The sequence below is a fragment of the Paenibacillus sp. ALE2 genome (assembly GCF_054113385.1).
Genome location: NZ_CM134213.1, coordinates 2,637,501 through 2,653,486 on the forward strand (window position 1 = coordinate 2,637,501; position 15,986 = coordinate 2,653,486).

Sequence of the window (15,986 nt, forward strand, 5' to 3'; positions counted from 1 at the left end):
AAATTGCGTTTTAGAATATTCCTTTAAGCTGATCTTGTGTAAACAAGTGAAATAAAGGTAGCAGATAAGGGAAGATATTTTGCCTTTGGCAAAAATCATTCTTTATTGAACATCGACATTTTCTTTCTCTGAAAGAGAAGTCTAGGTTAAGCTACAAAGAGCACACGGAGGATGCCTAGGCGCCAGGAGCCGACGAAGGACGTGGCGAACAACGATAAGGCCTCGGGGAGCTGTAAGCAAGCTTTGATCCGGGGATGTCCGAATGGGGAAACCCGGCTGTCTTCATCGACAGTCACTACTCACTGAATTCATAGGTGAGTGAGAGGCAGACCAGGGGAACTGAAACATCTAAGTACCCTGAGGAAGAGAAAACAATAGTGATTCCGTCAGTAGCGGCGAGCGAACGCGGATTAGCCCAAACCAAGGAGCTTGCTCCTTGGGGTTGTGGGACGTCTCACATGGAGTTACAAAGGAACCGGTTAGATGAAGAGGTCTGGAAAGGCCCGCCAGAGAAGGTAAAAGCCCTGTAGTTCAAAACTTGTTCCCTTCGAGACGGATCCCGAGTAGTGCGGGGCACGTGAAACCCCGTATGAATCCGGCAGGACCATCTGCCAAGGCTAAATACTCCCTGGCGACCGATAGTGAAGCAGTACCGTGAGGGAAAGGTGAAAAGCACCCCGGAAGGGGAGTGAAATAGATCCTGAAACCGTGTGCTTACAAGAAGTCAGAGCCCGATCTATGGGTGATGGCGTGCCTTTTGTAGAATGAACCGGCGAGTTACGTTCCCGTGCAAGGTTAAGGTGAAGAGCTGAAGCCGCAGCGAAAGCGAGTCTGAATAGGGCGAATGAGTACGTGGACGTAGACCCGAAACCGGGTGATCTACCCCTGTCCAGGGTGAAGGTGCGGTAACACGCACTGGAGGCCCGAACCCACGCATGTTGAAAAATGCGGGGATGAGGTGGGGGTAGCGGAGAAATTCCAATCGAACCCGGAGATAGCTGGTTCTCCCCGAAATAGCTTTAGGGCTAGCCTCGGAAAAAAGAATCGTGGAGGTAGAGCACTGATTGGGTGCGGGGCCCGCAAGGGTTACCAAGCTCAGTCAAACTCCGAATGCCATAGATTTAGTTCCGGGAGTCAGACAGTGAGTGCTAAGATCCATTGTCGAAAGGGAAACAGCCCAGACCATCAGCTAAGGTCCCCAAGTGTGTGTTAAGTGGGAAAGGATGTGGAGTTGCACAGACAACCAGGATGTTGGCTTAGAAGCAGCCACCATTGAAAGAGTGCGTAATAGCTCACTGGTCGAGTGACTCTGCGCCGAAAATGTAACGGGGCTAAACACACCACCGAAGCTATGGCTTGATGCTTGCATCAGGGGTAGGGGAGCGTTGAATGCGGGTTGAAGGTGTACCGGAAGGAGCGCTGGACTGCATTCAAGTGAGAATGCCGGTATGAGTAACGAAAAGATCTGTGAGAATCAGATCCGCCGAAAGCCTAAGGGTTCCTGAGGAAGGTTCGTCCGCTCAGGGTAAGTCGGGACCTAAGGCGAGGCCGATAGGCGTAGTCGAAGGACAACAGGTCGAAATTCCTGTACCACCGTAATCCGTTATGAGCGATGGGGTGACGCAGTAGGGTAGTGACGCGGACTGATGGATGTCCGTCTAAGCAGTGAGGCTGATGTGTAGGCAAATCCGCACATCGTTAAGGCTGGGCTGTGATGGGGAGCGAAAATTATAGTAGCGAAGGTCATGATCTCAGACTGCCAAGAAAAGCCTCTAGCCAGGAGAAGGTGCCCGTACCGCAAACCGACACAGGTAGGCGAGAAGAGAATTCTAAGGCGCGCGGAAGAACTCTCGTTAAGGAACTCGGCAAAATGACCCCGTAACTTCGGGAGAAGGGGTGCCTCGGTAGGGTGAATAGCCCGAGGGGGCCGCAGTGAAAAGGCCCAAGCGACTGTTTAGCAAAAACACAGGTCTGTGCGAAGCCGCAAGGCGAAGTATACGGGCTGACGCCTGCCCGGTGCTGGAAGGTTAAGGGGAGTGGTAAGCCTTCGGGCGAAGCTATGAACCGAAGCCCCAGTAAACGGCGGCCGTAACTATAACGGTCCTAAGGTAGCGAAATTCCTTGTCAGGTAAATTCTGACCCGCACGAATGGCGTAACGACTTGGGCGCTGTCTCAACGAGAGATCCGGTGAAATTTTAATACCTGTGAAGATGCAGGTTACCCGCGACAAGACGGAAAGACCCCATGGAGCTTTACTGCAGCTTGATATTGAATTTGGGTACGATCTGTACAGGATAGGTGGGAGCCGTTGAACCTTGAGCGCCAGCTTGAGGGGAGGCATCCTTGGGATACCACCCTGATCGTATCTAGGTTCTAACTTGGTACCGTGATCCGGTACGAGGACAGTGTCAGGTGGGCAGTTTGACTGGGGCGGTCGCCTCCTAAAGAGTAACGGAGGCGCCCCAAGGTTCCCTCAGAATGGTTGGAAATCATTCGAAGAGTGCAAAGGCAGAAGGGAGCTTGACTGCGAGACCTACAAGTCGAGCAGGGACGAAAGTCGGGCTTAGTGATCCGGTGGTACCGCATGGAAGGGCCATCGCTCAACGGATAAAAGCTACCCTGGGGATAACAGGCTTATCTCCCCCAAGAGTCCACATCGACGGGGAGGTTTGGCACCTCGATGTCGGCTCATCGCATCCTGGGGCTGAAGTAGGTCCCAAGGGTTGGGCTGTTCGCCCATTAAAGCGGTACGCGAGCTGGGTTCAGAACGTCGTGAGACAGTTCGGTCCCTATCTGTCGTGGGCGTAGGAAATTTGAGAGGAGCTGTCCTTAGTACGAGAGGACCGGGATGGACGTACCGCTGGTGTACCAGTTGTTCCGCCAGGAGCACCGCTGGGTAGCTATGTACGGAAGGGATAAGCGCTGAAAGCATCTAAGCGTGAAGCCCCCCTCAAGATGAGATTTCCCAATTAGTAAGACCCCTTGAAGACGACGAGGTAGATAGGTTGGGGGTGGAAGTGCAGTAATGCATGGAGCTGACCAATACTAATCGGTCGAGGGCTTATCCTAAAGATAAGACGCAATGAGTTTCGGATCCAGTTTTCAGGGTGTAACCTTGAAACAAATGTTAGTATTCCCTGATAGCTCAGTTGGTAGAGCACTCGACTGTTAATCGAGTTGTCACAGGTTCGAGTCCTGTTCGGGGAGCCATATGGAGAGGTGTCCGAGTTGGCCGAAGGAGCACGATTGGAAATCGTGTAGGCGCCAAAAGCGTCTCGAGGGTTCGAATCCCTCTCTCTCCGCCAGAATTATTTTATAGTATGGCCCGTTGGTCAAGGGGTTAAGACACCTCCCTTTCACGGAGGTAACAGGGGTTCGAATCCCCTACGGGTCATAAAAAAAATAATCACAAAAAGTTGCAATAAAAAGTTTGTTGTGGTATAATATGAGAAGTGTTCCGTTGAGGAGGCTTAGCTCAGCTGGGAGAGCATCTGCCTTACAAGCAGAGGGTCGGGGGTTCGATCCCCTCAGCCTCCACCATTTAAAAAGTAAATACTTATTACTGTCGCGGGGTGGAGCAGTTCGGTAGCTCGTCGGGCTCATAACCCGAAGGTCGCAGGTTCAAATCCTGCCCCCGCAACCAATTTAAATCTATTATGGAACTGTGGTGTAGAGGCCTAACATGCCTGCCTGTCACGCAGGAGATCGCGGGTTCGAATCCCGTCAGTTCCGCCATTAGTAATACATTGCTTGGTAAAGAGTCTTATTGTGAGGCTCGGTAGCTCAGTCGGTAGAGCAGAGGACTGAAAATCCTCGTGTCGGCGGTTCGATTCCGTCCCGAGCCACTTTTAATTGAATAGTTTTTGTGCCGGTGTAGCTCAATTGGTAGAGCAACTGACTTGTAATCAGTAGGTTGGGGGTTCAAGTCCTCTCGCCGGCACCATTTTGGAGGATTAGCGAAGTGGCCAAACGCATCAGACTGTAAATCTGCTCCCTTACGGGTTCGGTGGTTCGAATCCATCATCCTCCACCAGTTTTATAGGGGCATAGTTTAAAGGTAGAACAACGGTCTCCAAAACCGTTGGTGTGGGTTCAATTCCTGCTGCCCCTGCCAATTACTTCTTTTCCTGTGGCGGTCGTGGCGAAGTGGTTAACGCACCGGACTGTGACTCCGGCATTCGTGGGTTCAAGCCCCATCGGCCGCCCTTTCTTATTGGGGATTAGCCAAGCGGTAAGGCAACGGACTTTGACTCCGTCATGCATAGGTTCAAATCCTATATCCCCAGCCATCTTATGCGGACGTGGCTCAGCGGTAGAGCATCGCCTTGCCAAGGCGAGGGTCGCGGGTTCGATTCCCGTCGTCCGCTTAGTTATATTCTGGCGCCATAGCCAAGTGGTAAGGCAAAGCTCTGCAAAAGCTTTATTCCCCAGTTCAAATCTGGGTGGCGCCTCCATAATTAAATATGCCGGCGTGGCGGAATGGCAGACGCGCTCGACTCAAAATCGAGTGGGAAACCGTGGAGGTTCGAGTCCTCTCGCCGGTATTAACTAAAAAAGTTCATTAGAGACATTCTCTAATGAACTTTTTTTATTTGAGCTTTAGTACCCCACTCATTGCTTGAGCTGAAGACACCTTTGAGTTGTATTCCAAATGCGAATAAATATTTGCCGTTGTTGCATAATCGCTGCGGAACCATTCCTGAACTTCTTTCATGCTTACTCCTAATACATCTACATAAATATACTCCAGGTATTCAAGACAATAAGAATTGTCAGAAGATAAGCGATAGGATTCCTGTTATTCCTTCATACGAATCAGAAGCTCATAGAACGTGTCTCACCAATGGCAGTATATGGCGACTGGCTTTATTCTTGGTTCGGTCCTTTTCATCATCTCTTGCCATTGAAGCAAAAAGTCTGCGAACAGCCTTTAGCTATTACCGGATGGAGTAGCCGCTTTTACTCTTGCAGCATATCTTCGTTTTCAACCGCGAGTGCTTGTCCTTCCATATGATAATTCTTCCTGGCTTCCTGAAGCAAGATTTCGGCTCTTTTCTTGGTTCCTTTTATCTTAAGCCCCGTAGGGATCCATTTTGGTTATCGTTTACCATTCTCATCTTTACAGTTAGGCGGATGTCCCATTGCGCTTTCTCCTCTTCCAACAACTCCAAAGGGTGAACCCGATCCTTTTTCAAATACCAGTTGAGCTTCGGAATGGATTTGCTACAAAAGTGGTAGCTAATCCGCCGATGGATTGCTTTAGCGCCCAGAAGGTGCATTTGATTTTGAACTGGGCGGATAAAGTTCGATGATCTAGGTCATCTCCAGTGTCAGATCGGTGCTGGCTAGAATGGAGCATCGCCTGTTCGGATTCACCAGCAAAAACCACAGTTTTTGGTATACTCTTTGGCCTCATAACATATCCAGACACAGGTAACTGACTGATTATTCATTGCTATACATGCTCACGATAGCGTACTCAAACGCGGCGATACGGCTTTAAAACAGCTCGGCCAAGCACCACCTTCGTCCTCTTTTACGATAGCGACCCCGGTCTTTGGCAGGTGTACCATGACGTAGGTATTCAAAACCATTTCCAGAACGTGCCCTAGTCAAAACACAGCCTGAGGCCGATGACAATGACAACAAACCCATGATGAAAAGTGCCTCCAAAATTGTATCACATTTAACACAATTGATATTGATAATCAATATCAATTGTGTTAATATAACTTTGTTTACTAGTGAACAAAAATAATCTAATGGTGACACTAAACTTGGTCTGCAACTACTACAAAAGAGGGGAGATTGGGAAATTGGAGTTTCAAAATCATTTTAAAGGTCATCTTTACGAGCAATATATTAAAATGCTACATCTGAATGAGCTGTATACTGAACAAGAAATTAACTCGTTTCGGCAACAGGCCAGAAAGTACCAGATTGACATGCTCTCCAACAATATTACTAGTGTACACGTTATTGATTGCATTGGTGATTATGAACCGATAAATCATACCGGGATTGTGGAGAAGATGGGGTTGTCCAAAGCTAGTATTACTAAAATTAGTGCAAAGCTGCTGGAAATGGGCTTCATTATGAAAAGTCAACTGAACAGCAATCGTAAGGAGATTTACTTTAGTTTAACGGATAAGGGAAGACACGTTTATCATTTGCATAAAGAACTGCACAAAGAAAAAGAAGAAAGGTTTTACCAATTCATTGAATCCTATTCAGAGGTTGAGCTGCAGACTATTGGAAAATTTATGAGTGATTTGGTGGCGCGTGCCGAAGAATACTCCGAAGGGAAGTTTATGATAAATGACGACATTAAAGATTGAGGAATTAAGATCCAAGATTGAAGGGAAAGAAATTTTAAAAGGGCTCACACTGGAGATTCATGGCGGAGAGATTCATGCGATTATGGGGCCTAATGGGACGGGGAAAAGTACATTGGCTTCAGCTTTAATGGGCCATCCCAAATATGAGGTTACTGGCGGTAAGGTGACATTGGACAATGAAGACCTTCTGGAGATGGAGGTGGATGAGCGTGCCCAGGCAGGCTTGTTCCTCGCTATGCAATATCCAAGTGAAATTGCTGGCGTGACCAACTCGGATTTTCTCAGAAGTGCCATCAATGCACGGCGTGAAGAAGGCGATGAGATATCCTTAATCCGTTTTATCCGTGAAATGGAGAGCAAAATGAAGGGGCTGGAGATGAACCCGGAATTTGTGCATCGTTATTTGAATGAGGGATTCTCTGGCGGTGAAAAAAAGCGGAATGAGATTTTGCAAATGATGCTACTTGAACCCAAGTTTGTGATCCTGGATGAAGTGGACTCAGGGCTTGATATTGATGCACTGCGTATTGTGGCCAATGGCGTAAATGAGATGCGCAGCCTGGATAGAGGCTTTTTAATCATCACCCATTATCAACGACTGTTGAATTATATTACCCCGGATTTTGTGCATGTCATGATGCAAGGCCAGATAGTTAAATCTGGCGGTCCGGAGCTTGCCCACCGTTTGGAGGCTGAAGGGTACGATTGGGTGAAGGAGGAACTTGGGATTACGGATGAGACGGTAAGGGAAGCTTAAAAGCCGGAGAGGAGGAACAGCACGTGGATATACAAGCTAGAGTTTCAATGAATGTGGACGATTTACGCGCATGGTCAAGTGCTAAGGATGAACCTCGTTGGCTGATTGAACGCCGCGTTCATGCACTCGAACTGGCAGGGACGCTGGAGTTGCCTAAAGTGGAGAAAATCAATCTTGAAAAATGGGATATCTACGAAAGTGGAGATTACAAAGCTGAGAATGCGTGGTCTAGTTTGGAGGAAGCGCCGGAGGTTGTTCGAGGTTTGGTTACTTCTCCGGTGAAAGGCGGACTAATCGTTCAGTTCAACTCGGATGTAGTGTATACGAAATTGTCCGAGAGCTTAGCCGCCCAGGGAATCATTTTAACGGATCTGCATACTGCGGCAAAAGAGCATGAGGAGCTGGTTCAACGTTATCTCTTTCAGGCAGTAAAGCCAGAAGAACATCGTTTATCTGCTGCACACAGTGCCTTATGGAGTGGTGGCGTTTTTCTATATGTCCCAGACGGTGTAGAGGTTGAAGCACCTATTCAAGCGATCTTTCTTAACGATACAAGCGGTGTGTGTTTTGCTCCTCACGTCTTAATTGTGGCAGGGAGCAACAGCAAGATCACTTATGTGGATAATTGTGTATCGAGTGGTGATGATGTCAAGGTATTGCATAACGGTGTGACGGAGGTCTTCGCGGGGGCGGGCTCAAAGGTGCAAGTAGCTTCGGTTCATCAGCTTGCTGCAACTACAACAGATTTCACCCAGCGACGGGCGGTCGTTCTTGCTGATGGGGGTGTGGAATGGATTATCGGTGAGATGAACAATGGTTATACCGCCAGCGATACCAAGACTTTGCTACAAGGCAACGGGGTGGTCTCCGACAATAAGGTAATTGCTATTGGCACGGGTAATCAAAAATCGAGCTATACAACTCAAGCTCAGCATTTTGGCAGAAGCTCGGTAAGCCAGATGATTACGCGTGCAGTCATGCTTGAAGAAGCTACGGCCATTATCAACGGCATTACAAAGATTGAAAAAGGTGCAACCCATTGTGATGGTCAGCAAACAGAACGCGTGCTTATGCTAAGTCCTAAAGCTCGCGGCGATGCCAATCCGATCCTGCTGATAGATGAGGATGATGTAACCGCGGGTCATGCTGCATCCGTGGGGCAAGTAAATGCAGAGCAGATCTATTATCTGATGTCGCGCGGGATATCAAGGAGTGAAGCCGAACATCTTGTTATTTTCGGATTTCTCGCTCCTGTCATTTCGGAGATCCCGCTGGAAGGTGTTCGTAGTCGCCTAAAAGATTTAGTGGAAAGCAAGCTCGGCAGATCATAGCAAATCAAAATGATTCTTGAAAGGTTAAAAAGGAGTGATACTAATGGCTAAAAAAGCACCAGATATGGGCGAATATAAATATGGGTTTCGCGACAAGCACCAGTCTATTTTTCAATCTGGAAAAGGTCTGACGGAAGAGATTGTCCGGGAAATTTCCCGGATCAAGGAAGAGCCGGAGTGGATGCTCAATTTTCGGTTGAAAGCTTTGAATCAATTCTACAAAATGCCGATGCCTGAATGGGGAGCGGATTTGACCGGGCTAAATCTTGATGACATCCAGTATTACGTTCGCCCTTCTGAAAAACAGGGAAAGACCTGGGAGGAGGTTCCTTCCGAGATCAAAGCAACCTTTGACAAGCTGGGAATCCCTGAAGCGGAGCAAAAGTTCCTGGCGGGCGTATCCGCTCAATATGAGTCGGAAGTAGTTTATCACAGCATGCGGAAAGAACTGGAGGATCAGGGCGTTATTTTCCTCGATACGGATACTGCATTAAAGCAATACCCCGAAGTGTTTAAGCAATATTTTGGGACGATCATCCCTCCCACAGACAATAAATTTGCGGCGCTTAATAGTGCGGTTTGGTCAGGCGGTAGCTTTGTATACATTCCGAAGGGTGTTCATTGCGAGGTTCCTATACAAGGTTATTTCCGTATTAATTCTGAAAATATGGGTCAATTCGAGCGGACATTAATTATTGCCGAAGAGGGCAGCTTTGTCCATTATGTTGAAGGATGTACAGCACCTATTTATAGTACCAGTTCTTTGCATAGTGGAGTTATTGAAATTATTTGCCGGAAAGATTCCCGTGTCCGTTACACGACCATTCAGAATTGGGCTCCTAATATCTACAACTTGGTAACCCAAAGGGCTGTGGTAGAAGAAAATGCCACAATGGAATGGGTGGACGGCAACATCGGCTCCAAGGTAACAATGAAGTATCCGGCAGTAGTATTGAAAGGACGGGGAGCCAAGGGGTCCATCCTGTCTATTGCTGTAGCCGGTAAAGATCAGCATCAAGATGCTGGCGCGAAGGTAATTCACCTTGCTCCCGAGACAACATCTACGATTATATCCAAATCTATCAGCAAGCAGGGCGGAAAAGTAAACTACCGAGGGTTGTCCAGCTTCAGCCGCGATTCCGCAGGGTCTAAGTCCAATATTAAGTGCGATACGTTGATATTAGATAACATGTCAACATCAGATACGATTCCATACAATGAAATTAAAAACGATCAGATTACTTTGGAGCACGAGGCAACAGTATCCAAAGTGTCTGAGGAACAATTGTTTTACTTAATGAGCCGCGGGCTTACAGAACAAGATGCTACACAAATGATTGTAATGGGCTTTATTGAACCGTTTACCAAAGAATTGCCAATGGAATATGCCGTTGAAATGAATCGGTTGATTCAATTTGAGATGGAAGGAAGCATCGGTTGATTCATTAATTTAATAGATCAAACCTTTATCATTCTTTAAAGAGGTGCTAGTAATGAAGAAAAATAAATCGGACGATTCAGAACTAGCTCAAATTACCCGAGAGATACGAAAACTTCAATTCTGCCTCCATATGCTGTCAGGATTGAGCGCAAGTTGTGGTGTGATGATACCTTTAGACTCTATTCATACGCTTATAAGGGAACTTTCGGATCAAGAGGTTACTCTTAGGCAAAAAGCAAAGGATTACTCAGACGATCTAGGATGAAAAAAGGTCTGAATGACGGTTGGTAAAACAATGGGAGGAGTTGACATAATGGATGAAAATGGAGTTTTATTCGATGAAGTATCGGAAGTTCTTCTCAAACTACGTCCTTTCTTACTGCGTGACGGTGGAGATGCTGAACTGGTCGAAGTTGAGAACGGTATAGCAAAATTAAGATTTTTGGGAGCATGCAATGGTTGCCCAAGTGCTACGATTACGTTAAAGGTTGCTATTGAGCGCGCAATTCTTGAGGAAATTGATGATATTAAAGAAGTTGTACAAGTATTCTAAAATTCTCGATACTGAGCAACTGAGTTAGTCCTGTCGCAGACCATAGCTACGGAAGTTGATCCCGCTGCTCAATACCAAAGTACATCGACAGATTACCTTGCGGGTAGAAATCGACGAACAGCGCTTTTTTCCCTTCGTCAAACAAGGTATTATCAAGATTTAATTCGATATCGAGTGGGAAACCGTGGAGGTTCGAGTCCTCTCGCCGGTATACACAAAAGGGTGATAAAATGCTTAAAGGCATTTTATCACCCTTTTTATTAATTGCATTCTCAATTTCGGCTACATAATTAATCGGGTGTCAGATGAATGAAGATAAGAACTTCACATAGTTTCTTTTCTAAATAGTATATTTGACTGTGACTTTGAGGTTGTAGTAGGATAATGGTACTGAAAAAACATTTATAGTTTATTAAGTGTAAAAGAAATGAGGAATGCATATGCAAGAAAGAATTTTGGAAGCTTTTGTAGAGGAAGTTCATGAGAATGGATTGAAATTTACTATGGATGATCTTGCGAAAAGACTTGCCATCAGTAAGCGTACGTTGTATGAAAATTTTTCGTCTAAGACTCTTATTTTAGAGACACTTATTGAGCGTACAAATGATGATATGATTCAAAAGACGGAGCAAATTATCCAAAACAATGAATTATCTTTGTTAGAAAAGATTAAGCAGTCGATTAGGGTTATGCCGCTGTATTATAAGTTTTATGATTTAAGAATTTTGGACCAGATGAAAAAGTATTATCCTGAGCAATGGAAAAGAGTACATGCTGATTTAAATGATTGGTCTCCGATCAGAACATTAATTCAGGAAGGTATTCGAGAAGGAATTATTGTGAATAAAAATGAGGCTCTAATCATGAAGCTAATTATTGATTCAGTGAATTTAACGCTTGATCAGCGTTTCTTTCTGGATAACAGTGTGACGGTAGAGGAAGCAACTTATTCCATTGTAGATATATTGTTATTTGGGTTAGTCGAAAAACAAAAATAGCCTAATAATATGTGTGTATTAAAAGAGGCTATTTTTTTATATGAAAACTAATAAAACAATTAAGGTTTTTTTGTTTTTGAAGCTAGGATACTGAAATTAACTACTGATAAATAAAAGGGGTTCTGAAAAGGAAGGGTGGAAATATGTCTGTACTAACAAGAAATCGGGGAGCAATGCTGTTATTGATGCTTAACATTTTTTTAGCATTCATGGGGATTGGATTAGTCGTTCCTGTTTTACCTAAATTTATAAGTGAGCTAGGGATGAACGGTTCTTCAATGGGACTAATGGTTGCAGCCTTTGCGCTGACACAGCTTTTATTATCACCTTTGTCAGGAAAGTTGTCTGACCGTTATGGACGTAAAAAGTTGATTGTCTCTGGGATGTTTATTTTCATGCTGTCAGAGCTTGTTTTTGGATTGGCGAGTTCCGTTCCTACCTTGTTTGTTGCACGAATCATGGGCGGGGTAGGGGCTGCGTTGCTTACTCCCTCTATAATGGCCTACGTCGCTGATGTGACCTCATTTGAGGAAAGAGGCAAGGGTATGGGCATGATTAATGCAGCGATTAACACAGGCTTCATAATCGGGCCAGGGATTGGCGGTTTGCTTGCAGCCTATGGAATACGTATTCCCTTCTTTGCGGCGGCAGGTGCTGCAGGAATAGCGGCTATTTTGTCTCTGTTCGTGCTGCCTGAGTCTTTGAGCGAGGAAAAACAACAGTACAATAGAGAGCTTCCGCGTGAAAAGGAAAACCTTTTACAGCAATTTGCCAAGTCCTATCAATCTCCGTATTTCATGGGCTTGCTCATTGTATTTGTCGTTGCTTTTGGATTGGCGAATTTTGAAACGGTATTTGGACTGTTTGTTGACCATAAATATGGTTTTACACCGATGGATATTGCCATCATTATAACGACAGGGTCTATTTTGGGGGCAGTTGTTCAAGCAACTATATTTGGTTGGATCATTAACCGTTTTGGTGAAAAAAAAGTAATTCACCTTTGCTTGGCTATTGGAGGACTGTTTATTTTCCTAACTTTATTTGCCGAGCAGTACGTGATGATTATGCTGACGACTTTTATCATTTTTCTGGCTATGGATATCCTTCGCCCAGCAGTAAGCACTTCTCTATCGCGGCAGGCTGGGGATGAGCAAGGGTTTGTAGCGGGTATGAACTCGTCCTATACCAGCTTGGGGAATGTAATTGGACCGTTAGTTGCAGGACTGCTGTTTGATGTTCATATTAATTTGCCTTATATGGTGGCAGCGGTAGCCTTATTTGCTTGTCTCGTCCTTTCACTACGCTCTAAGCATGCAGGAAAGCGACACTCAACAACCCTTGCAGTAGAGCAGCGTAGAAGTGGTTAGCCGCAGGTCTATATTCACCCCCGACTTAGGTCTAGGTTCAAAAACCGTCTGGGGTCCGTTTTGTCAAACGTTAGGTCAGCGTACAATAAGGACATAAGCAAGACACAGTGAAAGGCGGTGAGAGATGATGAGAGTTAACAAAGGGAATGGGTTAGCCATTGTACTGATCGTGTTGGGTTCGATTATGCTGCTCGGTAAGTTTACTCCGTTTTTCGGTCACTTTGTAGGACATCTGATTGGTTACTTAATTCCGATAGCGATGATTATGCTGGGGTACTACGGTGTGAAAAGAGGTAATGCGCTCTTCGGTTGGATCGTGCTTGTGCTCGGGGTACTGATTTTACTGGGCAAGCTGTCCTGGCTTATTGGACCACTGCTGGCAATCGGATTAATCATATTTGGTGTATCCATGCTGAGTGACCGTAGAAGACGCTACTGAATGTGACAGTTTGAGGATGAAGAAAAATGTACGAAAGCAAAGAGCAAGAAATGATGAAAATACGAACTTGTGAAAGGAGTAGACGCCAATGAGTGTTTTTCGAAGAATGCGTGATATTACGGTAGCAACCTTCAATGAGCATTTGGAACAAAGTCAAGATCCGGTACAACTCATTGACCAGTTTCTATATAATACCCGTCAGGAAATCGCCGAAGCGGAAAAGCTTCATCAGCAGTATGCAGTGCATACAAGACAAATGAAGCAGCAGTTGGATCATGCATTGTCCATGCAGGCCAAACGGGAGGAACAAGCGCTTCTGGCTTTGAAAGCAGATGAGGAACACGTCGCAAAGCTAGCCCTTCAGGAAAAAATGCTGTATGCAGAAAAAGAAGAGCAGTATAGAGAACTGTGGGAGCAGAGCCGTGAATCATTACGTGAATTGGAGCAACAGCTGGATACATTAAAGACAGAATACCAAACGGTACACAGTAAGCGCCAGTATTACGCTGCACGTGTACAAACGTTGAGACTCCAGCAGCAAATGAACGAACGGGCAGGTACATACGGTGGACGAAATGTTCCCCGAATGTTCAACCGCTTGGAAGACCGGGTAGCCGATATGGAAGCAGAAACGATGAGTCTGCGTGAATTGCGTCGGGGTGAGGAGTATACAAGGGATGCTCACAGCGGTGGATCGCTGCTCGAACAAGAGTGGGCGAGATTGAAAAGCAAGCTGAACAACAGCGGGAAGGAGTAAGTAAATTATGACCCGAATTTACCGATCAAGCCGGGATAGAGTATTAACTGGAGTATGTGGCGGTCTTTCTGACGCAACAGGAATGGACTCAACTTGGATACGTATTCTGGTTGTGATCAGTTTCTTTATTACAGCAGGCACCACATTTATGATTTATGTGATTGCAGCGTTGGTTATTTCCAAGGAACCAAGATCTCCTTACGATGGAGGATTCGGTCCAGATAGCGGTCCCTATACCCAGCAAGATCCGCGCTATTATGGCGGTAGTAATACTAGAACACAGTACGGACAAGGAACTGGTTACAATCAAGGCGGAGCATACGGCAACTCGAACCCGTTTGGTCAGGATGCTCGCTATTCATCCAAATTTAATGCAGGACACAACAGTGATCTGGATTCCATGATGGAAGATATCGAGAAAAAAGCAATGAAAAAGGAACTGGAAGAGTTACGTAAAAAAGTAGAGCAATTCGAGAAGGGAGAACGTAAATAATGGGAATCTTTAAAAGAATGAAGGATATGACAAGAGCATCGGTGAATGAAATGTTGGATAAAGTTGAAGATCCGATTATCATGTTAAATCAGTACTTGCGTGATATGGAGGCAGAAATTCACGAGGCTGAGGTAACAGTCGCCAAGCAAATGGCAAATGAGCGTCGTATGAAACAGCGCTTGGAGGAGGCTGTACGTGTATCCAATGAGCGCGAAAAGCAGGCCGAATCTGCATTGCGAAATGGTCAGGAAGAAGTAGCCCGCAAGCTGCTGGGCGAGAAGATTTATTTTGTGCAAAAGCAGGATGAATACCGTGACTTGCACACTCAAGCCGAGCTTCAAGCGAAAGAACTGGTACAGCAGCTTCATGGAATGAAGGATGAATTCTACAAAATGCGCAATAAGCGTAATGAACTGGTATCCCGTGCTCAAATGGCAAAAGCCAAAAAGCAAATGTCGCAAATCAATAGCTTGCACACGATTGAAAGCGGGTCTGCTTCGCTGGGCTTCCACCGCATGGAGGAAAAAATCATGCAAATGGAGGCGGAAGCTGACGTACTGCGTGCCCCTTATCGTCAAGCACCGGGAGAGGCATATGTTAATCCCGCAGAAGCTGAAAAACAATTTAAAGTGGATGAGCAGCTTCAACAATTGAAGTCCAAAATTCAGACAGGTGCTAAACCTGTAGATATGAAGAAGGACTAACTACTCGGAACCCAAACATTATGATATGCTGTATAGATGGACACTGACCAATAACAGTGCTCAATCTGTATGGTTCGGGAAGCCATATGGCGATAAATTGCGCCACTATGGCTTTTCCTTCCTGTATAAACAAAAAAGGGGGTGCAGCATGGAGAGAAGAAAATCAGCCTTGGCACTGGCAGGGATTGGCATCGGAATTATCGTTTTATTCGGTCAGTGGATTGGGTTCCTCTCCGTGTTTGCACTGATCCTAATGTTGGCGGGAATATATAAGATTCGCAATTCCAAAATCAAAAAGGGCTATACGATGCTTGCCATCGGTGCTGGTCTGCTGGTGCTGGATCATTTGTTCTTGTTTGTGGTGATCACATTGGCTTCGCTGGCTGTGTTCTATTCACGTTCCAGGAAGCTGCATAAAGGTCAAAGCTCCATATTCAAACACAATTTCATATCCAATCACAAATGGGATGAAGTGCCGTGGAGCTTGCGCAGCACAAGCATATGGCATGTGGTTGGGGATGTGGATGCTGACCTGACACTGGCTCTTCCAGAGGAACGTGAGCCCGTCATATTTTTACAGGGGATCTTCGGTGACATTGACATCACGCTGCCGGATAATTACGGTGTAGAGGTGGAGATGTTCGTATTGTTCGGGCAGATTCAGTTCGACCGGGATCATGAGGCGGGGATGCTCAACCGACTGGTGTGGAAGTCTCCTCATTTTGAGCAGAGTGAATATAAAGTGAAGTTTGTCGTTTCGTACCTGGCGGGCGATGTCCGCATTCGATTTTATTGAATCAGGAG

The 15,986-nt window shown here is 45.8% G+C and carries 13 protein-coding genes, 15 tRNA genes and 1 rRNA gene; 28 read left to right on the plus strand and 1 reads right to left on the minus strand.

Translation table 11 applies throughout. The features are described 5' to 3' along the window. Window positions 1–144: 144 nt before the first annotated feature. The 16 genes from ACXHJ1_RS11360 (at window position 145) to ACXHJ1_RS11435 (ending at window position 4,545) form a co-directional block, all read left to right on the plus strand. Window positions 145–3,070: ribosomal RNA gene (locus ACXHJ1_RS11360) — 23S ribosomal RNA — on the plus strand. A 65-nt stretch (window positions 3,071–3,135) separates the two neighbouring features. After that, window positions 3,136–3,211: transfer RNA gene (locus ACXHJ1_RS11365), tRNA-Asn, on the plus strand. 3 nt (window positions 3,212–3,214) lie between these two features. Next, window positions 3,215–3,306: transfer RNA gene (locus ACXHJ1_RS11370), tRNA-Ser, on the plus strand. 17 nt (window positions 3,307–3,323) lie between these two features. After that, window positions 3,324–3,395 (plus strand) — tRNA-Glu (locus tag ACXHJ1_RS11375). A gap of 70 nt (window positions 3,396–3,465) precedes the next feature. Then, window positions 3,466–3,541: transfer RNA gene (locus ACXHJ1_RS11380), tRNA-Val, on the plus strand. A 26-nt stretch (window positions 3,542–3,567) separates the two neighbouring features. Further along, window positions 3,568–3,644 (plus strand) — tRNA-Met (locus tag ACXHJ1_RS11385). Between the two features lie 15 nt (window positions 3,645–3,659). After that, window positions 3,660–3,736, plus strand: a tRNA-Asp gene (locus tag ACXHJ1_RS11390). 37 nt (window positions 3,737–3,773) lie between these two features. Further along, window positions 3,774–3,846: transfer RNA gene (locus tag ACXHJ1_RS11395), tRNA-Phe, on the plus strand. A 22-nt stretch (window positions 3,847–3,868) separates the two neighbouring features. Further along, window positions 3,869–3,944: transfer RNA gene (locus ACXHJ1_RS11400), tRNA-Thr, on the plus strand. 4 nt (window positions 3,945–3,948) lie between these two features. After that, window positions 3,949–4,034, plus strand: a tRNA-Tyr gene (locus ACXHJ1_RS11405). 7 nt (window positions 4,035–4,041) lie between these two features. After that, window positions 4,042–4,115: transfer RNA gene (locus ACXHJ1_RS11410), tRNA-Trp, on the plus strand. Between the two features lie 18 nt (window positions 4,116–4,133). Then, window positions 4,134–4,206, plus strand: a tRNA-His gene (locus ACXHJ1_RS11415). Between the two features lie 9 nt (window positions 4,207–4,215). Then, window positions 4,216–4,290 (plus strand) — tRNA-Gln (locus ACXHJ1_RS11420). Between the two features lie 6 nt (window positions 4,291–4,296). Then, window positions 4,297–4,368, plus strand: a tRNA-Gly gene (locus ACXHJ1_RS11425). A 12-nt stretch (window positions 4,369–4,380) separates the two neighbouring features. Further along, window positions 4,381–4,455: transfer RNA gene (locus ACXHJ1_RS11430), tRNA-Cys, on the plus strand. 11 nt (window positions 4,456–4,466) lie between these two features. Continuing rightward, window positions 4,467–4,545: transfer RNA gene (locus ACXHJ1_RS11435), tRNA-Leu, on the plus strand. 44 nt (window positions 4,546–4,589) lie between these two features. On the opposite strand, the gene ACXHJ1_RS11440 is transcribed toward ACXHJ1_RS11435, so the two are convergent. Continuing rightward, window positions 4,590–4,715, minus strand: coding sequence for a hypothetical protein (locus ACXHJ1_RS11440; protein ID WP_258196287.1), 126 nt, complete (start codon window positions 4,713–4,715; stop codon window positions 4,590–4,592). 1,102 nt (window positions 4,716–5,817) lie between these two features. Here ACXHJ1_RS11440 and ACXHJ1_RS11445 point away from each other — a divergent pair. The 12 genes from ACXHJ1_RS11445 (at window position 5,818) to liaF (ending at window position 15,978) form a co-directional block, all read left to right on the plus strand. Then, window positions 5,818–6,339, plus strand: coding sequence for a MarR family transcriptional regulator (locus ACXHJ1_RS11445; protein WP_016819923.1), 522 nt, complete (start codon window positions 5,818–5,820; stop codon window positions 6,337–6,339). After that, entirely contained in the window at window positions 6,320–7,096 is a 777-nt protein-coding gene (gene sufC, locus ACXHJ1_RS11450) for a Fe-S cluster assembly ATPase SufC (RefSeq protein ID WP_107734757.1), read from the plus strand. The genes ACXHJ1_RS11445 and sufC overlap by 20 nt, the downstream gene beginning before the upstream one ends. Before the next feature lie 23 nt (window positions 7,097–7,119). Continuing rightward, a complete protein-coding gene (sufD, locus tag ACXHJ1_RS11455; protein ID WP_457906082.1) occupies window positions 7,120–8,427 on the plus strand; it encodes a Fe-S cluster assembly protein SufD in 1,308 nt (435 codons plus the stop codon). 43 nt (window positions 8,428–8,470) lie between these two features. Beyond that, window positions 8,471–9,868 carry a Fe-S cluster assembly protein SufB gene (gene sufB / locus ACXHJ1_RS11460; RefSeq protein WP_457906083.1) on the plus strand — a complete coding sequence of 466 codons (1,398 nt, stop codon included), beginning with the start codon at window positions 8,471–8,473 and terminating at the stop codon, window positions 9,866–9,868. Between the two features lie 313 nt (window positions 9,869–10,181). Continuing rightward, on the plus strand, window positions 10,182–10,421 hold the full coding sequence (locus tag ACXHJ1_RS11465) for a NifU family protein (RefSeq protein ID WP_013373004.1): 240 nt from the start codon (window positions 10,182–10,184) through the stop codon (window positions 10,419–10,421). 440 nt (window positions 10,422–10,861) lie between these two features. After that, entirely contained in the window at window positions 10,862–11,419 is a 558-nt protein-coding gene (locus tag ACXHJ1_RS11470) for a TetR/AcrR family transcriptional regulator (protein ID WP_016819928.1), read from the plus strand. A gap of 143 nt (window positions 11,420–11,562) precedes the next feature. Beyond that, entirely contained in the window at window positions 11,563–12,789 is a 1,227-nt protein-coding gene (locus ACXHJ1_RS11475) for an MFS transporter (protein WP_107734754.1), read from the plus strand. Between the two features lie 127 nt (window positions 12,790–12,916). Next, window positions 12,917–13,228: a LiaF transmembrane domain-containing protein gene (locus ACXHJ1_RS11480; protein WP_017428655.1), complete on the plus strand. Its 312-nt coding sequence runs from the start codon at window positions 12,917–12,919 to the stop codon at window positions 13,226–13,228. 88 nt (window positions 13,229–13,316) lie between these two features. Continuing rightward, window positions 13,317–13,985, plus strand: a complete 669-nt coding sequence (locus ACXHJ1_RS11485) for a PspA/IM30 family protein (RefSeq protein WP_019688580.1) — start codon at window positions 13,317–13,319, stop codon at window positions 13,983–13,985. Window positions 13,986–13,992: 7 nt separating this feature from the next. Continuing rightward, window positions 13,993–14,478 (plus strand): PspC domain-containing protein, encoded by a 486-nt coding sequence (locus ACXHJ1_RS11490; RefSeq protein ID WP_016819932.1) that lies wholly within the window; start codon window positions 13,993–13,995, stop codon window positions 14,476–14,478. Further along, on the plus strand, window positions 14,478–15,182 hold the full coding sequence (locus tag ACXHJ1_RS11495; RefSeq protein WP_016819933.1) for a PspA/IM30 family protein: 705 nt from the start codon (window positions 14,478–14,480) through the stop codon (window positions 15,180–15,182). The genes ACXHJ1_RS11490 and ACXHJ1_RS11495 overlap by 1 nt, the downstream gene beginning before the upstream one ends. 148 nt (window positions 15,183–15,330) lie before the next feature. After that, on the plus strand, window positions 15,331–15,978 hold the full coding sequence (gene liaF / locus ACXHJ1_RS11500; protein ID WP_164965055.1) for a cell wall-active antibiotics response protein LiaF: 648 nt from the start codon (window positions 15,331–15,333) through the stop codon (window positions 15,976–15,978). Window positions 15,979–15,986: the final 8 nt, after the last annotated feature.

Bases quoted from the DNA above. Each gene is read 5' to 3' on its own strand.
- ACXHJ1_RS11440 (WP_258196287.1), bottom strand. From the start codon at position 4,715: ATGAAAGAAGTTCAGGAATGGTTCCGCAGCGATTATGCAACAACGGCA.
- sufC (WP_107734757.1), top strand. From the start codon at position 6,320: ATGACGACATTAAAGATTGAGGAATTAAGATCCAAGATTGAAGGGAAA.
- sufB (WP_457906083.1), top strand. From the start codon at position 8,471: ATGGCTAAAAAAGCACCAGATATGGGCGAATATAAATATGGGTTTCGC.
- ACXHJ1_RS11465 (WP_013373004.1), top strand. From the start codon at position 10,182: ATGGATGAAAATGGAGTTTTATTCGATGAAGTATCGGAAGTTCTTCTC.
- ACXHJ1_RS11470 (WP_016819928.1), top strand. From the start codon at position 10,862: ATGCAAGAAAGAATTTTGGAAGCTTTTGTAGAGGAAGTTCATGAGAAT.
- ACXHJ1_RS11475 (WP_107734754.1), top strand. From the start codon at position 11,563: ATGTCTGTACTAACAAGAAATCGGGGAGCAATGCTGTTATTGATGCTT.
- ACXHJ1_RS11480 (WP_017428655.1), top strand. From the start codon at position 12,917: ATGAGAGTTAACAAAGGGAATGGGTTAGCCATTGTACTGATCGTGTTG.
- ACXHJ1_RS11485 (WP_019688580.1), top strand. From the start codon at position 13,317: ATGAGTGTTTTTCGAAGAATGCGTGATATTACGGTAGCAACCTTCAAT.
- ACXHJ1_RS11490 (WP_016819932.1), top strand. From the start codon at position 13,993: ATGACCCGAATTTACCGATCAAGCCGGGATAGAGTATTAACTGGAGTA.
- ACXHJ1_RS11495 (WP_016819933.1), top strand. From the start codon at position 14,478: ATGGGAATCTTTAAAAGAATGAAGGATATGACAAGAGCATCGGTGAAT.
- liaF (WP_164965055.1), top strand. From the start codon at position 15,331: ATGGAGAGAAGAAAATCAGCCTTGGCACTGGCAGGGATTGGCATCGGA.